Below are 15006 nucleotides of genomic sequence, written 5' to 3' on the forward strand. Positions count from 1 at the left end.
GTGCACCGGCCCGGCCGGACGCGAGCTCGGACAGGGCCGACTCCAGCGACTCCCGTTGCGACGTGGTGCAGCGGCCATCGGCCAGTACCCGGCCGATCAGGTCCCCGGCCGGGTCGGGCGACTCCCGTACCAGCTCGGCACCGTGTGCGGCGACCCAGCCCACCACCCAGGCGTCGACCTCGGGCGTACCCAGGACCAGGTGTTCGGCGACGCGGGCGGCGGTGCCGCCGTTGGCTGCCAGCACCTGCGCGGCGTGCCGGTGCAGGGTCGGTCGCAGTGCGGCCGGGACGCACTCGACCAGGGCCTGCCGCAGCACCGGGGCCGGAACGTCAGCGTGCCTCCGCTGTCCACGACGACGTTCGTCTCCCGTAGATCTGTCTCGACGGTCGGCGCGGCGCGCCCGGTGAACGCCGCCACGTCCGCGACGGTGAACTCGGTGCCGAGCAGGGCGGCGTGGCGCAGCGTCTCCCACCGGTCCGGGTGGAGATGGGCGAGGGTCTCCCGCACGGTGTCGAGCAGTAACCGCGGAACCTCCGACGCATGCTCGTCCACCTCGGCGAACCCGTCCACCACCCGGACGGCCTGCTGCTGCATCAGGCCATGGGCCAGCTCGCGGGCGTACAGCGGGTTGCCGCCGGTCAGCTCGGTCAGCGATCGAAGGGTGGGGCCGGGTTCCGCGCCCGCCACGGCACCGACTATCCGCTCGGTGTCGCTGCGGTCCAGTGGCCCGAGAACCATGACGTGTCCGTCGTGAGCCACCACCAGGTCGCGAAGGCGGGCCGACTCGCGGCCGTTCGATTCGGGCCGGGTCGCGGAGACCAGGAGGAGCGGCAGCGAGCGGGTCAGCTCGATCAGTCGCTCCCAGACCAGCATGCCGATCTCGTCGATCCACTGCATGCCGTCGACGGCCAATGCCAGCGGTCCGTCGGCGCACAGGTCACGGACGTATCCGACGATCCGCTCGACGCCCGGGGGTCGGCGGTCAGAGAGAAGGCCAGCGCTGCACGTGGCGTGTCGGCGGCGGTGGTCTCCAGGCCCAGCGCGCGCATGACCGCCCGCAGCGGGACCCGCCTGCTGAGCTCGTCGGCGAAACCCCGGGCGACCCGGCACCCGAGCCGCTCGGCCTCGTTCAGGACGACGCCCATCAGCTCGGATTTGCCGATCCCCGGTTCGCCCTCGATCCAGAGGGCCGCTCCGTGGCCGCCGGCCACCCGGCCGGCCAGGTGGAGCAGCAGCTCTACCTCGGTGTCCCTGCCGACCAGGGGAGGAACCGGCGTCCGGATGGCGGTCGGCGCGAACGGTGGCGCGTGCCGCGCGGTCGGCGGCGTCGTGGGTGGCTCATGCGGCGTCGTGGGTGGCTCATGCGGAGTCGTGGGTGGCTCATGCGGCGTCGTGGGTGGCTCATCGGACCCGGCCAGAATCCGCCGCTGCAACGCGCGGATCGACAGGCCCGGTTCGACGCCGAGCTCGTGGACGAGAGTTCGCCGGGCCGTCCGGAACGCCTCGAGCGCCTCGGTGACACGTCCCGCCTGATGCAGTGCGGACATCAGGAGCTCATGGAACGGCTCGTGCAGAGGATGCCGCCGGACCAGGGTGGTGAGGTCGGCGATCAGGCCGTCGTCACCGCCGCCCGCCAGGATCAGCCGGGCCCGCTGCTCCGCCACGGCGATCCGCGACTTCTCCAGCCGGTAGCGGTCCAACTCGACGAAACGGCCGGTCAGGTTCGCGTAGGCATCGCCCTGCCAGAGCGCGAGCGCCTCGTCTAGGCCGGCCACCGCCTCGTCGGTCCGACCCGCGGCGGCCGCCGCCGTGGCCGATTCGTGGAGGCGGTGGAACCGGTCGGCGTCCAGGGCGTCCGGGGCGAGCCGCAGGGTGTAGCCGGCCGCCCCGGAGACCAACGGTCCGTCGTTGCGGCCGGGTTCGCGGTGCGGTTCCAGGCTTCGCCGCAGCCCGGAGACGTACGTGTAGACGTTGCCCACCGCGGTCGTCGGCGGGAAGTCCCCCCACAGGGCCACGATCAGCTCGTTGCGGCTGACCACCCGGTTCGCGTTGGCCGCCAGTACCGCGAACAGCGCGCGCCGGCGAGCCGTGCCCAGGTCGATCTCCCGGCCACTGCGCCAGGCGCGTACCGGTCCGAGAACGTTGACGCAGAGCCCGGTCATCGGACGATGGAGTACTCGTCCGGGGCCGCCGGCCGTCCGGGGCCGGCCACATCGAGCAGGCCGGCCCGGAGCAGGGACCGCCTCAGCCGTGCGGCGAGCAGCTCACGGGAGGGCGGGGACAGGCTGGGGGAGGAGACGGCGTGCCGCAGTACGGCGATCGCGGAGGCCGGTACCGTGACGCTCAACTGCTCGACGTTGGCCGTCAGCCACTGTTCCACCCACGCGTCGATCGGTACCGGCCCGGCCAGGAGCTGACCTGCGACGCGATGGAGATCGCCACCGGCCTCGGCGATCCGCTGGGCGAATTGCCGGTGCATGGTGACCCGGAGAGCGGTCGGGATCGCACCGCGCAGTACCTGGCGGACCACCGGGTGACGGAACCGCACACGGTCGCCGTCCTCGACCAGCACCCCGGCGATCATCGCCTGCTCCACGAACGGCACCAGAGCGGGAAGTGGCTTTCCGGTCACTGCCGCCAGGTCGGCTATCCGGTGGTTGTTGCCCAGGAAGGCGACCGCGTGCAGCAGTTGTCGGGTGTCGTCGGTCAGCGGCCGCAGATGCCGGTGGACGGCCTCGATCAGTTCGGGTGTCGGCGTGTTGGCGCTGAGCCTCTGCCGTTCGGTGATGACCAGGTGGCGCAGGTAGAAAGGGTTGCCGCCGGCGGCAGCGACCATCGAGCGGACCGCTCCCGGCTCGATGTCCGCCCGTAGCGTCCAGCAACGCACCAACTCGGTCGCCGTCGGGTCGTCCAGCGGGCCGAGGTCGATCAGGGTGGTGCCGTTGCGGGGCAGCAGGCGGCGCAGCAGGCGCATCTCGTGTCCGGTGGGCAGCGGCCGGGAGGCCGAGACGAGCAGGAGCGGCAGCCGGTCGGTGAGTTCGTGCAGCGCGTGCCAGACCAACAGCGACGTGTCGTCGGCCCACTGCATGTCGTCCAGGACGAGCAGGACGGGGCTCTCGGCGCACCGGACGACCACGAACGCCTTGACCGCGTCGATCACGGCCATGGTCGGCGGCATCATGCCGTGAGCGGCGTACAAGGGCGCGAGCAGATCGTTCGCCGTCTCCCGGGGGAGGAACTCCGGCAGTAGGCTCAGCGGCGCGCCCTGGTCGGGCTCGTCTCCGACACCCCAGCCGACCTGCACCTCGGTGGTGACGACATCGCGCAGACCCTCGGCCAGCAGAGCGGACTTGCCGATGCCCGCCTCACCACTGATCCAGAGGCTGCCGCCGCGGCCTCCGTCGGCCAGCGCAGCGACCGCCTGCCGGAGCCGGGAGACCGTTGCGATCCGCCCTCGAAAACCGGGGTGCCGGGGAGGTACCGGCGAGCGGGGCCGGGACGGGCGGGCGGCGTCGCCGGCCAGTTGGGCGTGTATTCGGATGACGGCGGCTCCGGGCTCGGTGCCTGACTCCGTCGCCAGGCGGTCCCGCAGGTCGGTGTAGAGCGCGATCGCCTCGTCGACGCGGTCCCCGGCGGCGAGAGCCAGCATGGTCACCGCGTGCAGGCTCTCTCGCGTGGGGTGGCGCGCGGCGAGGGGCAGCAGACGGTCGACGACCTCGGCGGCCCGGCCGAACCCGAGCATCAATTCGGCATGGCGTTCGGCGGACGCCAGGTAGAGCTCACCCAGCCGGACGCGCTGGTCCTCGGCATGCGGCCCGGGAACCCCGGCCAAGGGCTCGCCACCCTGCCACTCGGCGAGTGCGGCTTCGAGGGCGGCCAGTTCGCCACGGGCGTCTCCGGACGCGCGGAACGACCTGCTCCGCTCGCGTGCCCTCTCGAAGCGGTGGACGTCCACCTCCTCGGGCTGCACGTGCAGGCGGTAGGCGCCACCCCGCGAGGTGAGGACCGTGTTGGAGGACCAGCGGTCGCGGCCCGGTTCGAGGACGCTGCGCAGCGCTGAGACGTAGGTGTAGAGGTTGCCCATGGCGCTGGACGGGGGGTCCTCACCCCAGACCGCTGCGATCAACTCCGCACGGGGTACGGCCCGGCCGGAGTTCAGGACGAGGGCGGCGAAGACGGCTTGGCGGCGAGCGGGGCCCAGTGCGACTTCCCGTCCCGTGAGTGTCACGTGGGGTGTGTCCAGCAGACGGATGTCGAAGTTGATGGGCACTGCCGTCATACGCGGTCCTCGCGAGATCCCCTGCTTGCTCAATCAACTATTCGGCCGAAATATTATCCGAAAGATGGATGAGGGCAACCGTTGGTGGGACGACACCGACGGAATCGGCCGTCCATTGTCGCCACCGACGGCGAAGACGGGCATCGTGCCTAGCAGAGCTGGGCACTGTCTGTCCCGTCGCGCTGACAATTCATCGTCCGGGGTGATGAACTCGTAACCGTTTTCCTCCCGGCGAGATGCCGGAACGACACGTTTTGGGGGCCGGATTGAGCGACGAATTCGCGGGCGAGATCTTCCTCACCCTGGCGAACGAGGGCCGGTTGGTCGTCGCCTCGGAGGAGGCCGATTCCCTCATCGCGGGCCTGGAGGAGACCATCGCCATCCTGAACGAGCGATTGAATGTGCTCGACCTCTGGCGGCGGGCCCCGCGCCTCGACGGGAGGCCCTCGGCGGTCTCCGGTGCGGTGGTGGACACCGTCTTCGCCGATCAACTGTGCCCGGGGCGCATTGAGCGTGCCGCCCGGGAGCTCCCGAAGTATGTTGCGGCACTTCGCCTGGCCCGTCGGGAACTCGCCGTCGACTGAGTCAGCCCGCCCCTCCGGGCGGTGACAGCGAGGCCGAGTGCCGTCGCCGCAGGTATGACACGAGAAGCACCGTCACGAGCATGGTCAACCCGATCGCGACCCCGATCAGCACGGTTCCCAGCGTGCCGAGACCGGTCCGGGGAGCCGGCGCCGGCGCCGCGGCAGCCACCGGTTCGGCGGCCGTCGGCGTGGTGACCGCAGCGACCGGGTCGACCACCCCGTCGACCACCGTGTCGAGCACCCGCCGGGTCACCTGTGCGGCGGACATCCCGGGGTCGGCCGAGCGGACCAGAGCGATCGTGCCGGCCACGAACGCGGCGGCATACTCGGGACCGGTGCCGGCGCGGCCGATGCTCGCCACCTCGGCGCCGGGGGCCAGCAGATCCGCCGCGGTGCCGTCGGACGGGCGGCCGTTCCGGTCTGCCGCACCGACCCGGAGCAGGCCGTCCGCCGCCGGGGCCGCGGCTGTCGCGGGGATCACCACCACCACGTCGCGGGCGATCACCTCGCTGATGGCGGCTCTCACCCGCGGGTTCGCGGCATCGACGGCGGTGCCGACGAGCAGCACTCCGGCACCGGAGGAGGCCGCTACCTCGATGGCGGTCGCCGCGAGGCCCGGCGCCGGCTTCGTGACTCCGGCCTTGACCGGTATCACCTTGGCGCCCGGCGCCACGCCGAACGTCCGTCCCTCGGCGCCGTCGTCGCCGGCCACGATGCCGGCCAGGGCGGTTCCGGATCCGCTGCAACTGTCGTCGCCGCGGCCGGTACCGGTGGCGACGTCCGTGCCACCCAAGACCCGCCCGGCAAGCGCGGGGGCCGAACCGTCCACGCCGGAGCCCACGATCGCCACCTTCACGCCGGAGCCGTCCGTCACCGTCCATGCCTCGCTCGGCGTGAGCAGAGACTGACCCCACGACGCGGCTCCCGGCACGGTGGTGTTCCACCGGCACTTCGACGGACGGGCACCGCTGACCGGCAGCGGGCCGTGCTGAACCTCCGCGCCGACCGCGTCCCAGGGCAGCACGAGATGCCAGCCCGGGGAGAGATCGTCGAGGTTGGTGAGCCGGCCGCCGTCGGGTTGAACCCGGCCCGCGTTCAGTTCGAGGATCTCACCGGCCCGCTGCGGGTCACCGAGGAAACGCTCCGCGATCTCCCGCAGGTTCTCCGGCGTGCCCTGAGGGCCGCGGCCGACCGTGTAGTAGTACCGGTTCCGCGCGGCGTCCGCGGGGGGCTCCGCCCGGGCCGGCAGGGCGGCCCCGGCGAGTGTCGTCACGACCGCGGCGAGGACCAGCGCCACCGGACGCCGTGTCGTGGCCGGCATCGCCCTCACCATTCGGACTTCTCCACGAGCGCCCACTCGTGATCGTCGTTCGCCTTGCACGGGAACAGGGCCAGCCGGGTGTCGGGGCCGCCGTTGGCGTCGCCGTCCACGTCGAGACACATGTCGGAGGCCGTGTTGCGCAGCCAGTAGTAGGCGAAGCCGCCGGAGGTCGTCCTCGGCTCCAGCCGGAAGTACTGGTTGTCGTCGTCGAAACAGTTCGACTCGTTGAGCGGCGTCCTCTCCGCCACCGCGCCGTTGCCCGGCGGGTCGATGCAGTAACCGTCGTCGACGTTGCGGATCCAGTAGAGCTGGTACCCGCCCGCATCGACCCTCCGCGGCTCGAACGTCCACTCCTGGTTGTCGTCACCGTTCTTGGCGCACGGGAACTGGTTGACCGGGCCGTCCACGGAGCCTGCCTGGTAGTTGGGCACGTCGATGCACATCCCGGTGGCGAGATTCAGGACGAAGTACGGGCCGGAGGCCGTGCCCGAAGCGCCGGCTCCCTTGACGGCCGGCTGATTGGTCCGGCCCGGGGCCGCCGTCGTGGGGCTGGTCGTCCGGCTGGGCTGAGAGGAGGCGGCGACCGGAGCGGACGCCGGGGCCGACGGCTTCTTGACGGGTTGGAGCCGGGCGTCCCTGGCGTACTGGGTCTGCGCGGTGGACACCCTCTGGGCCAGGTCGGTCACGGTCGCGGCCCGGTCGCCGCGGGTGAACGCAGCCAGCGCGAAGGTGTAGCCGCCGTTCTTCTCGATCAGCTTGCACATCGTGCGGCCGAGTGCCGGGATCGCCACCGCCGGATCCCAGGGAGACCGGCCGGGCGCCGCTGTGCCGGTGCTCGCCCACACCCGTGGCGGGAACTGCGCGATGCCCTGCTCGCCGGCCGGGCCCAGCTTGTTCGGGTCGAAGCCGGAGGTGGCCATGATCTGTGCCGCGATCCGGGCGGGCGGCATGTCCGGGCAACTCTTGGCGGCTGCAGCGATCGCCGGCAGGTACGCCGCCGGGACCGGAACCACCGCATCCCCGGCGGGGCGGACGGGCGTCGGCGCCGGTGACACGGCGCGGCCGGCGAAAGCGGGTTGCAGGGCGTACCAGTTCGCGTACCGCTCGACGGTGTCCACATAGTCGTCCGCGTCGCCGGGAACGCCACCGGCCGCGATCACCGGCTCCATGCCCAGCCGGTGCGCCGCCAGTGCCACCCGCCACGGATCCTCGTCCAGGTTCACCGTGCGGGCCTGGCCGACGAGCCGGCACATGTGGTGGGCCAGAGCGGTCACGGCCGCCTCGCGGTCGGTGATCTGCGCGCCTTCCCACGGCACATTCTCCTGCCACTGTGCCGGGGTGAGCGCCGCCACCCCCGCCGCGCCGCCGCCGCTCATCGCCGCCACCGGCTGATCACCGAAATTCGAGGCGACCATGATCTGCCCGGCCAGCCGGGGAGCGGTGAGTGCGGCACAGGAGGACGCAGCGCCGACGAGGATCCGTACGTCCTGGGCGGAGATCCGGTCTGCCGCCTCCACCTCGTCGGCACCGGCGGCACGCCGGGCGGCCAGGCCCCCGACTCCGGTCAGAACCGCTAGCGCCAGCACGACGCCGAGGGCCACCGGACGGCCCAGGCGTGATCTCCGGGACGGAGCCGGCGGCAGGGACGTGGTGATCAGTTCGGTGGGCTTGTCGGTGTCCTGGCCGGTGCCGGGCGTCCCGGTGAGAGCCGTCGCCGAGGGCTCGGCGGGCTGTCCCGCGCGATCATCGACGGTCTCCTCGGCCACAGCCGGCGCGACGCTGGTGACGGTGGTCTCCTCCTCCCACCGCAGGGTGCCGACGACCGCGTCGAACATCAGAACCACGGCCTGGACCGTTTCGGCCTCGACGTCGCCGTCGCTGACCGCGGTGAAGGTGACCAGACCGTAGGCCCCGGGCACCCGGGGATGGGCGATGTAGTACTTGACCTGGCGGGACGGCATCCTGCTCTCGGCCGGTCCGCTGCTGGACACGGCGGACACCCGGACGGCCTGGGAGCCGCCGATCTCCAGGTAGGTCCCGTCCGTTCCGGCTCCGGCGAGAACCGACGCGAACAGTTGCTCCGGGGCGGTGCCCTCCTCGACGTCCTCCACCACGGCGACGAACAGGTGACCGGGCAGCCGTACGCCGTCGAAGTCCCCGATCGGCAGTAGCACCGTGCGCGCCTGATGACGGCTCGCCTCGTCCACCGCGGTGGCTATTTCCCGCCGCAACGCCCGCTGCCACGAGCCGGCCCTCTCGGCATCCGTGGGCGAGTGCCGGCGGACGAGGTCGTCGATGATCCGGGCGCGATCACCGGCGCTGGTCGAGCCGGCCGGGATCTGCGCCCAGCCATCCGGGACGATCAACTCCAAGTCGATCACGATGGTCCCCCCGGCGGCGGATCGGGATGTACAAAGCGGCGGTAACCATAGCGCAGTCGACTTCGCCGAAGGTGTCCGGCTTTCGGCGTCACGATGGCGGACCCCGCCGCGGAGACGACGGCCACCGCGCCGAGCCTGCGTTGGACGTCATCGAACACTCGCCGAGACGGTGATCAATGCTTCGATGCTGCTCCCGGAGCCGCAGCCGCCGTCCCTCCGGCATCGACAGTGCCCGTACGAATACTTCCGGGCATCGGCCGACCCGGCCGACTGGATCGCCTACGAACGAGCCTGCGCGCGGACCGACCTGAACCGTGATACGCACCGATTCTGGCCGCAGCATGCCGGTCACCCCGGGAGATCGGCGCGATCGCACCCAGCGGTCGGCACCTTGCGGCGTGCAGTGCCGACACCCTGCTTGCGGTCGAGCGCAACCACGCCATGGCGGCGCACTTGACCACTACCAGGCCCTGGCTGGAGATTATCGGGGGCGACTCGATGAATCGTTCTCCACCGCGACGTACCGGACGGTGTGGCGGAACCTTCCTCCGGCTCGCCGGTACGTATGCAGGAGATCGGCGACCCTGGGCATGCCTCCGGTGGTTCAGGTTGGCGCCTGAGGGCCTTGCGTCTACCTGGGACGTGTCCCTGCCTCGCCAGCGGTGTCGGCGGCGCGTAGCAGCATGTCGTGAACGCGGGTGAGGGTGTCGGCGGCGTCGGTGAGGTCCGTGGCGGCTTGAGGCTGAATGGCCGGGTTGAGCGCTGCGGCGCGGCGGACCTTGTCGAGTGTGGCGCGGGTTTGCAGGGCGGCAGCGAGCAGTTGGTTGACGATGTCTTGTTTGTCGTGGTGCGTGGTCATCGCTGGTGGTGGATACATGGTTGTCCTAGCGGGTCTGGCTGACTGGTGGCGCTGGCGTTGCCCGGACGCTTGATGCTCGGGTCGGACTGTGCTCGAGACCGCGGCGCCCGGGTGCTTGCTCTCGTGCTCCCGATCCGTATCCCCGGACTGGGTGCCGTTCGGCGCGGTGAAGTCATCAGCGCCCGTCAGGTGGCGCGGTGTGCGGTGGGGTGCGGTGTCCGGCGAGGATGCGCATGGTTTCGGTGGCGCCGGCGGTCAGGACGGTGATGTCGCCGTCAGTGAAGGTGCGGGGCTTGGTGTCGATGACGCAGTGGGCGCCGAGGATGTGGCCGCTGTCGTCGGTCAGGGGTACGCCGGCGTAGCTGCGGATCGGAGTCATTGCCAGCAGGGGGTTGTCGGCGTGGACGGGGTCGGTGGTGCCGTCGGCGATGCAGTACGGCTCGCCGGCGAGGACGGTGTGGCTGCACAGCGCCCATTCGGCGGGGGTGCCCTGTACTTCGCTGATCCAGCCGGGTACGCCGTGCTGGCCGATGATGAACTGGGAGCTGTCGAGCACGACCGACACCATGGACACTGGGGCGTGCAGCAGGCCGGCGGTGTGGGCGGCGACGGCGTCGAGCTGGGCTTGCAGGGTGGGGTCGAAGACATCGTACTGGGCGATCTGATGCATGCGGGCGGGCGCGCCGAGACGGTCGAACATCTCGGTGTGGGCGATGGTGGTCATGCGGGGCTCCTGGTCATGCTGTCGTGCGCGGCGGACAGGTGCGTGTGTGACGTCAGGCGGATGCGCAGGGCTTGTGCGCAGAGCCGGCTGACGGGGTCGAGACCGGCCATCGCGGTGAGCAGTCGTTGCAGGGCCTCGTCGCTGGTGTCGGTGCCCGACACCCCGGCGGCCTGCAACAGCCGTTCCCAGGTGGAGCGGCCGGAATATCCGTGTACGCGGTGCATCGCCTCGCGGGCGTCGGACATGGTGGGGCGGTGCAGCCCGTATGCGCCGGGAGCGTTGTCGCCGGGTGTGGCCGGCATGATTGCCTCCTGAGGCGGTAGCAAGCCTGTGGGCCGGCTCCGGTCGTCCGTTGTGCCGGGTGGCACAGCGGGGCTGGTCAGTGGCGGAAGCTGCCGACCAGGTTGGTGAGGTCGCTGGCCAGGCGGGTCAGCTCGCCGGCGGCCTGCTGGGTGGCTTTGGCGCTGTCGGCGGCGGCGTTGGCGACCTCGGCCACCCCGGAGACGGTGCGGGCGACTTCGGCGCTGCTGGTCGCGGCCTCGGCCACCGACCGGCTCATCTCCCCGGTGGTGGCGGTCTGTTCCTCCACCGCGGACGCGATGGTGGTGGTGTAGTCCCCGACCTGCCGGATCACGTCGGTGATCTCCCCGATCGCCGTGGCCGCGGTATCGCTGGAGCTCTGGATGTTGCCGATCCGGGCGGTGATCTCCTCGGTCGCCTTCGCGGTCTGCTGCGCCAGTTCCTTGACCTCGCCGGCGACGACCGCGAACCCTTTGCCGAGTTCCCCGGCGCGGGCGGCCTCGATGGTGGCGTTGAGGGCGAGCAGGTTGGTCTGCTCGGCGATGCTGGTGATCAGCCGGACCACGTCGCCGATCTCCGCGCTGGCCGCACCGAGGGCGGCGACCTGACTGGTGGTGCGCTCGGCGACCGCCATGCCGTTCAGTGACACCTCGGCGGCTTTGCTGGCGTTCGACGCGATCTCAGCGATCGAGGCGCTCATCTCCTCGGCGCCCGCGGCGATCGACTGCACCCCGGCGTTGACCTCTTCACTCGACGACGTCGCCGTGGTCGCCCGCTGCGCCGCATCAGCGGCACCGGCCTGCAGTTGGGTGCTGACCGCGGACAGTTCCTCCGACGCGCCGGCGAGCGTCACCGCTGACCCTCCGATGCTGGTCACCGCCTGACGCAGCACACCGACCGCGGTGTCCAGCGCCCGGCCCATCAGCCCCGGCTCGTCACGGGAGGTCAAGCCGGTGGTGCGGGTCAGATCGTTGCCGGCCAGGGCGTCGCACACCGCCTTGACCGTGTTCAGCGAACGCACGATGGAACGGGCGACGAACACGCCGAGCCCCAGGGCGAGCGCCAGCCCCACGACGAGCAGCACGATCGACTGGATACGGCTGGACTCATAGCCCGACTGCGCTCCCGCCGCGCTACGGGCGGCGTCGGTGTCCTCGGCCCCGGTCAACGCGGCGAGGTCCTTGTTCATCTGGACGATCAACGGCACGATCTCGGTGTTGCGGGTCGCCGCCCAGCCGGCGATGTCCTTGCGTTGCCCGGCCGGCAGCTGTTTCGTCTCCACCACCTGCACGTAGGCCTGCCATTGCGACTCCAGGTCGGCGATCACCGCCGGGTCACCGCTGGGGTTGCTGGCCTTGTAGGCGGCCAACGCCGTACCGAACGTCTCCTGGTCCGCAGCGAATGCGTCAGCGAACTTCTGGGTGTCGGCGGGCTTCTGCGAGATCAACTGGAACGCGGTGTCCAGCCGGGCCTGCACCACCGCCTTGTCCAGGACCCCGATCGCTTTGACGGACGCGACGTTGCTGCGATAGATCTGCTGCGCGGCGCTGCTGGCGTCGCCCAGCGCTGACAGCCCCAGCACGCCGACCACCAGCGCGACGAGCGCTGCGAGCGTCACCGCCGCCAGGATCTTGACGTTCACGCTCAGATCAGCGAACGATCGCCGCCCTGCAGCCACACGAGGCACGGGTGCGGCACCGACATAGGTGGTGTTCATATGTCTCTCCTCGGCGCGTGACAAAGCTCCATCGATGCTCGGCTGGTCACTTCCACGGTCAGCTCCGCCAGCCGCATTACTCCCGATCGGCAACCGACGGCACCCGCTGAGCCCACCGCCGGGCACAACGGGGACAACCTCGTCATGTCGAGCACATGGATGGATCTGAGTGTGCAGTCGCGAACGACGCGTCAGGCACGGGTGCGTGCGCTGTGGAACCGAGTGGTTCAAGGTTCGTTCTGGTGGCCCAGCAGGCTGGGCCGTCGCCGACCTGCTGCTGGGCGTCGCCAACCCGTCCGGGCGTCTCGCCGAGACTTTGCCCGTACGGCTGCAGGACATTCCGTCCTACCTGAACTTCCCCTCACCGCCTCCGTCACCGGCGGTCCGGAGAACGGCGATCTGAGCGTGACTTTCACCTGCACCGTGGCCGGCACCGGTGACCGGCCTGGCAAGGAAGTCGTCCAGCTCTACGTCAGCGCTCCGGGTGTCCAGGCGTCCCGGCCGGCGCCGGCTGCTGGAGGACGGCCCCCATCAGGTCGGCGTCGGTGCGTCGTCACGCGACCTGCGGTTGATCGTGCCGGTCCGGGTCCCGGCCACACCGGTGGCGGCGCCGCTTACCCCCGGGGCCACGCTGGGGGAATGGCTCACCGATCCGCACGGTGCCGCGGCCCTGCGCGCGGCCGTCGGTATCGGCGCCGACGGACGGCCCCAAGGCATCCTCAGCGACAGCGAATCGATGACAGTACTGGGCGACTTCCCACGGACCACCCTGACCGCCTTCCCCAGACTCGGCATTGATCGGACTGATCTTCCCCGGTTCCGCGGAGTCGGCATGCGTGATCTCCCATGCTCGGTCGCTCCTGGAGGAGATCCGTGCTGAGAAGCCATCCACCCGGGTTCCGTCGTAAGGTCCTCGACCTGCTCTGTGCTGCCGCGTGCTGGACGTGTCGGTGTCCGGCTATCACGCCTGGCGCAGCCGTCCACCATCAGCCCCGCTCGCTGCGCCATGCCGGGCTCACCGAGCAGATCCGCGCAGTCCATGCGGCTTCGCGCGGTACCTACGGCGCAGGCAGGGTCCACGCCGAACTCCGGCTCGGCCACGGCATCATCGTCGGACACAAGGCGGTCGAGATGCTGATGCGCCGCGCCGGGATCAAGGGCCTGCCAACGCACCGGTACGGCCATCAGCAACCGCCGGCCCGCCGCCACCGTGATCCACTCCGACCACGGCGTGCAATTCACCTCCGGGGCCTTCACCGAACGCTCCCGCGCCTGCCAGGCACCGACTTCCCGCTCGGTTCACCCCACGCCGCCGACATCCCGCTCAAGTTCGCCAACACCGGTGCCGACCGGCCGGCCGGCGAGCGGGCGACCGCCCGGCACATGAGCGCGCTGTGGGCGGGCTTCGCCCGCGACGGCCGCCCGAACGCGCCGCAGGTCCCACGTTGGCCCGCCTACACGCTGACCAACCGCGCCACGATGTGGATCGACACCCAATGCAAGATCGTCAGCGACCCCGACCGAGCGGAACGACTCTTCTGGGAGAACCGCGAGCCGAAACGGTCCTGAAACTGCGCCTACGTCAGGTCAGGCGAGGTTCTTGGTGAAAAACTCGTCGAGCCGGTCGAAGGGGATGAGGTCCTTGCGGTCATACAGGTCGACGTGGTCCGCGCCAGGGACGATGACCAGGTCGACGGTGCCGGGAGCCATTGCCTGGACGTCCTCGGAGTAGTAGCGGGAGTGCGCGTCGGCACCGGCCACCAGCAGGGCCTTGCGCGTCGCCAGCAGGTCGATGTTCGACATCAGCGGAAAGGCGAAGAACGACATCGGCGTGGTCGCGGTCCACGCCGTGTTGGAGTTGATCGAGCGCGGGTGGTAGCCGCGCTCGGTGCGGTAGTAGTCAAAGAAACTCGCAAGGACCGGGTCCGCGTTCGCCGGGAGGGTCTTGGGCAGAACCCGGTTGCTGGGGGCCACATTGCCGTCGGCGTCGAACGGGACCTCGTGGGACAGCCGCGCGTAGGTGCCCTTCTCCGCGTCGATCCAGCGCTGCCGGCTGAGGTGGTCCACGACCTTCTGCCGCTGCTCACGCGTGTAGAAGTCCTCGTGACCGCGCGACATGCTGCGCGACATGTCATACATCGACGCCGTGGCGACCGCCTTGATCCGGCTGTCCGCGGCCGCCGCGGTGAGCGCCATCCCACTCAGGCCGCAGACGGCCTGCGCGCCGATCCGCTCACGGTCGACGATCCGCTGCAGGCCGAGAAAGTCCACCGCGCGCTGAAGTCCTCGGTGTAGATGTCGGGCGACGCCACGTCGCGTACCGGGCCGCTGCTCTCCCCGGTGAAGGACGGGTCGAAGGCGAGAGTGACGTAGCCGCGGCGGGCGAACTCGTTGGCGTAAAGACCGGAGGACTGTTCCTTGACCGCGCCGAACGGGCCGCTCAGCACCAGGGCGGGCAGCTTGCCCCGGGCGTTCTTCGGTACGTAGAGATCGCCGGCGGCCGTGAGGCCGTAGCGGTTCTTGAACCGCACCGAGGTTCGTTTGACGTTCTTGTCCAGCGCGAAGGTGTAGCCGCCCGTGGCCGGGGCCCTGCCCGGTCCGGCGGGAACCGTGGTGCGGCCGGTCTCCGCACCGAAGGCGGGCAGAGCCGGGAAGGCGGCGGCCGCGCCGGTGGCGGCGATCAGTCCGAGTGCTTTGCGACGTTCCATGGAAGTGAACCTCACCTTTCGATTGGTGGGAATGGCGCAGACATCGGCGCCGTGTCGATTCCCCTGAGTTCGTAGAGACGTTGTCCTGCAGTGCGGCTCCGATGACCGACCGGTGCGGCCACGCGCTCGCTGG

The 15006-nt window shown here is 70.7% G+C and carries 14 protein-coding genes; 3 read left to right on the top strand and 11 right to left on the bottom strand.

Annotated features, from left to right (window positions below):
• Nucleotides 1-96 precede the first annotated feature (96 nt).
• The 3 genes from ACQPZW_RS11350 to ACQPZW_RS11360 are packed head-to-tail and all read right to left on the bottom strand — an operon-like array spanning nucleotide 97 to nucleotide 4279.
• On the bottom strand, nucleotides 97-897 hold the full coding sequence (locus ACQPZW_RS11350) for a hypothetical protein (protein WP_433794806.1): 801 nt from the start codon (nucleotides 895-897) through the stop codon (nucleotides 97-99).
• Nucleotides 852-2162 carry a BTAD domain-containing putative transcriptional regulator gene (locus ACQPZW_RS11355; protein WP_433794807.1) on the bottom strand — a complete coding sequence of 437 codons (1311 nt, stop codon included), beginning with the start codon at nucleotides 2160-2162 and terminating at the stop codon, nucleotides 852-854. The genes ACQPZW_RS11350 and ACQPZW_RS11355 overlap by 46 nt, the downstream gene beginning before the upstream one ends.
• Nucleotides 2159-4279, bottom strand: coding sequence for a BTAD domain-containing putative transcriptional regulator (locus ACQPZW_RS11360; RefSeq protein WP_433794808.1), 2121 nt, complete (start codon nucleotides 4277-4279; stop codon nucleotides 2159-2161). Before ACQPZW_RS11360 ends, ACQPZW_RS11355 begins: the two co-directional genes overlap by 4 nt.
• Nucleotides 4280-4515: 236 nt before the next feature.
• On the opposite strand from ACQPZW_RS11360, the gene ACQPZW_RS11365 reads away from it, so the two are divergent.
• On the top strand, nucleotides 4516-4863 hold the full coding sequence (locus tag ACQPZW_RS11365) for a hypothetical protein (protein WP_433794809.1): 348 nt from the start codon (nucleotides 4516-4518) through the stop codon (nucleotides 4861-4863).
• A gap of 1 nt (nucleotide 4864) precedes the next feature.
• Here the strand turns inward: ACQPZW_RS11365 and ACQPZW_RS11370 are convergent, their stop codons facing one another.
• The 6 genes from ACQPZW_RS11370 to ACQPZW_RS11395 form a co-directional block, all read right to left on the bottom strand.
• A complete protein-coding gene (locus ACQPZW_RS11370) occupies nucleotides 4865-6184 on the bottom strand; it encodes a S8 family serine peptidase (RefSeq protein WP_433794810.1) in 1320 nt (439 codons plus the stop codon).
• Between the two features lie 5 nt (nucleotides 6185-6189).
• On the bottom strand, nucleotides 6190-8565 hold the full coding sequence (locus ACQPZW_RS11375; protein ID WP_433794811.1) for an RICIN domain-containing protein: 2376 nt from the start codon (nucleotides 8563-8565) through the stop codon (nucleotides 6190-6192).
• A 631-nt stretch (nucleotides 8566-9196) separates the two neighbouring features.
• Nucleotides 9197-9424, bottom strand: coding sequence for a hypothetical protein (locus ACQPZW_RS11380; RefSeq protein ID WP_433794812.1), 228 nt, complete (start codon nucleotides 9422-9424; stop codon nucleotides 9197-9199).
• Nucleotides 9425-9599: 175 nt separating this feature from the next.
• Entirely contained in the window at nucleotides 9600-10148 is a 549-nt protein-coding gene (locus tag ACQPZW_RS11385) for a GAF domain-containing protein (RefSeq protein WP_433794813.1), read from the bottom strand.
• Nucleotides 10145-10450: a hypothetical protein gene (locus tag ACQPZW_RS11390; protein ID WP_433794814.1), complete on the bottom strand. Its 306-nt coding sequence runs from the start codon at nucleotides 10448-10450 to the stop codon at nucleotides 10145-10147. The genes ACQPZW_RS11385 and ACQPZW_RS11390 overlap by 4 nt, the downstream gene beginning before the upstream one ends.
• Before the next feature lie 77 nt (nucleotides 10451-10527).
• Nucleotides 10528-12165, bottom strand: a complete 1638-nt coding sequence (locus ACQPZW_RS11395; RefSeq protein ID WP_433794815.1) for a methyl-accepting chemotaxis protein — start codon at nucleotides 12163-12165, stop codon at nucleotides 10528-10530.
• A 205-nt stretch (nucleotides 12166-12370) separates the two neighbouring features.
• On the opposite strand from ACQPZW_RS11395, the gene ACQPZW_RS11400 reads away from it, so the two are divergent.
• Both ACQPZW_RS11400 and ACQPZW_RS11405 read left to right on the top strand, forming a co-directional pair.
• The gene (locus ACQPZW_RS11400; protein WP_433794816.1) at nucleotides 12371-12568 is read left to right on the top strand and encodes a hypothetical protein; all 198 of its coding nucleotides are present in this window, start codon (nucleotides 12371-12373) and stop codon (nucleotides 12566-12568) included.
• A 470-nt stretch (nucleotides 12569-13038) separates the two neighbouring features.
• Nucleotides 13039-13734, top strand: coding sequence for an IS3 family transposase (locus ACQPZW_RS11405; protein ID WP_433794817.1), 696 nt, complete (start codon nucleotides 13039-13041; stop codon nucleotides 13732-13734).
• An 18-nt stretch (nucleotides 13735-13752) separates the two neighbouring features.
• On the opposite strand, the gene ACQPZW_RS11410 is transcribed toward ACQPZW_RS11405, so the two are convergent.
• Nucleotides 13753-14436, bottom strand: a complete 684-nt coding sequence (locus tag ACQPZW_RS11410) for an alpha/beta hydrolase (protein WP_433794818.1) — start codon at nucleotides 14434-14436, stop codon at nucleotides 13753-13755.
• Nucleotides 14367-14873 carry an alpha/beta hydrolase gene (locus tag ACQPZW_RS11415; protein ID WP_433794819.1) on the bottom strand — a complete coding sequence of 169 codons (507 nt, stop codon included), beginning with the start codon at nucleotides 14871-14873 and terminating at the stop codon, nucleotides 14367-14369. Before ACQPZW_RS11415 ends, ACQPZW_RS11410 begins: the two co-directional genes overlap by 70 nt.
• Between the last annotated feature and the right edge of the window lie 133 nt (nucleotides 14874-15006).

Origin of the sequence: Actinoplanes sp. CA-252034, from assembly GCF_050956125.1 — a bacterium.
Classification (GTDB): Bacteria; Actinomycetota; Actinomycetes; order Mycobacteriales; family Micromonosporaceae; genus Actinoplanes.

Bases quoted from the DNA above. Each gene is read 5' to 3' on its own strand.
- ACQPZW_RS11350 (WP_433794806.1), bottom strand. From the start codon at position 897: ATGCAGTGGATCGACGAGATCGGCATGCTGGTCTGGGAGCGACTGATC.
- ACQPZW_RS11355 (WP_433794807.1), bottom strand. From the start codon at position 2,162: ATGACCGGGCTCTGCGTCAACGTTCTCGGACCGGTACGCGCCTGGCGC.
- ACQPZW_RS11360 (WP_433794808.1), bottom strand. From the start codon at position 4,279: ATGACGGCAGTGCCCATCAACTTCGACATCCGTCTGCTGGACACACCC.
- ACQPZW_RS11365 (WP_433794809.1), top strand. From the start codon at position 4,516: ATGCCGGAACGACACGTTTTGGGGGCCGGATTGAGCGACGAATTCGCG.
- ACQPZW_RS11370 (WP_433794810.1), bottom strand. From the start codon at position 6,184: ATGCCGGCCACGACACGGCGTCCGGTGGCGCTGGTCCTCGCCGCGGTC.
- ACQPZW_RS11380 (WP_433794812.1), bottom strand. From the start codon at position 9,424: ATGACCACGCACCACGACAAACAAGACATCGTCAACCAACTGCTCGCT.
- ACQPZW_RS11385 (WP_433794813.1), bottom strand. From the start codon at position 10,148: ATGACCACCATCGCCCACACCGAGATGTTCGACCGTCTCGGCGCGCCC.
- ACQPZW_RS11390 (WP_433794814.1), bottom strand. From the start codon at position 10,450: ATGCCGGCCACACCCGGCGACAACGCTCCCGGCGCATACGGGCTGCAC.
- ACQPZW_RS11395 (WP_433794815.1), bottom strand. From the start codon at position 12,165: ATGAACACCACCTATGTCGGTGCCGCACCCGTGCCTCGTGTGGCTGCA.
- ACQPZW_RS11415 (WP_433794819.1), bottom strand. From the start codon at position 14,873: ATGGAACGTCGCAAAGCACTCGGACTGATCGCCGCCACCGGCGCGGCC.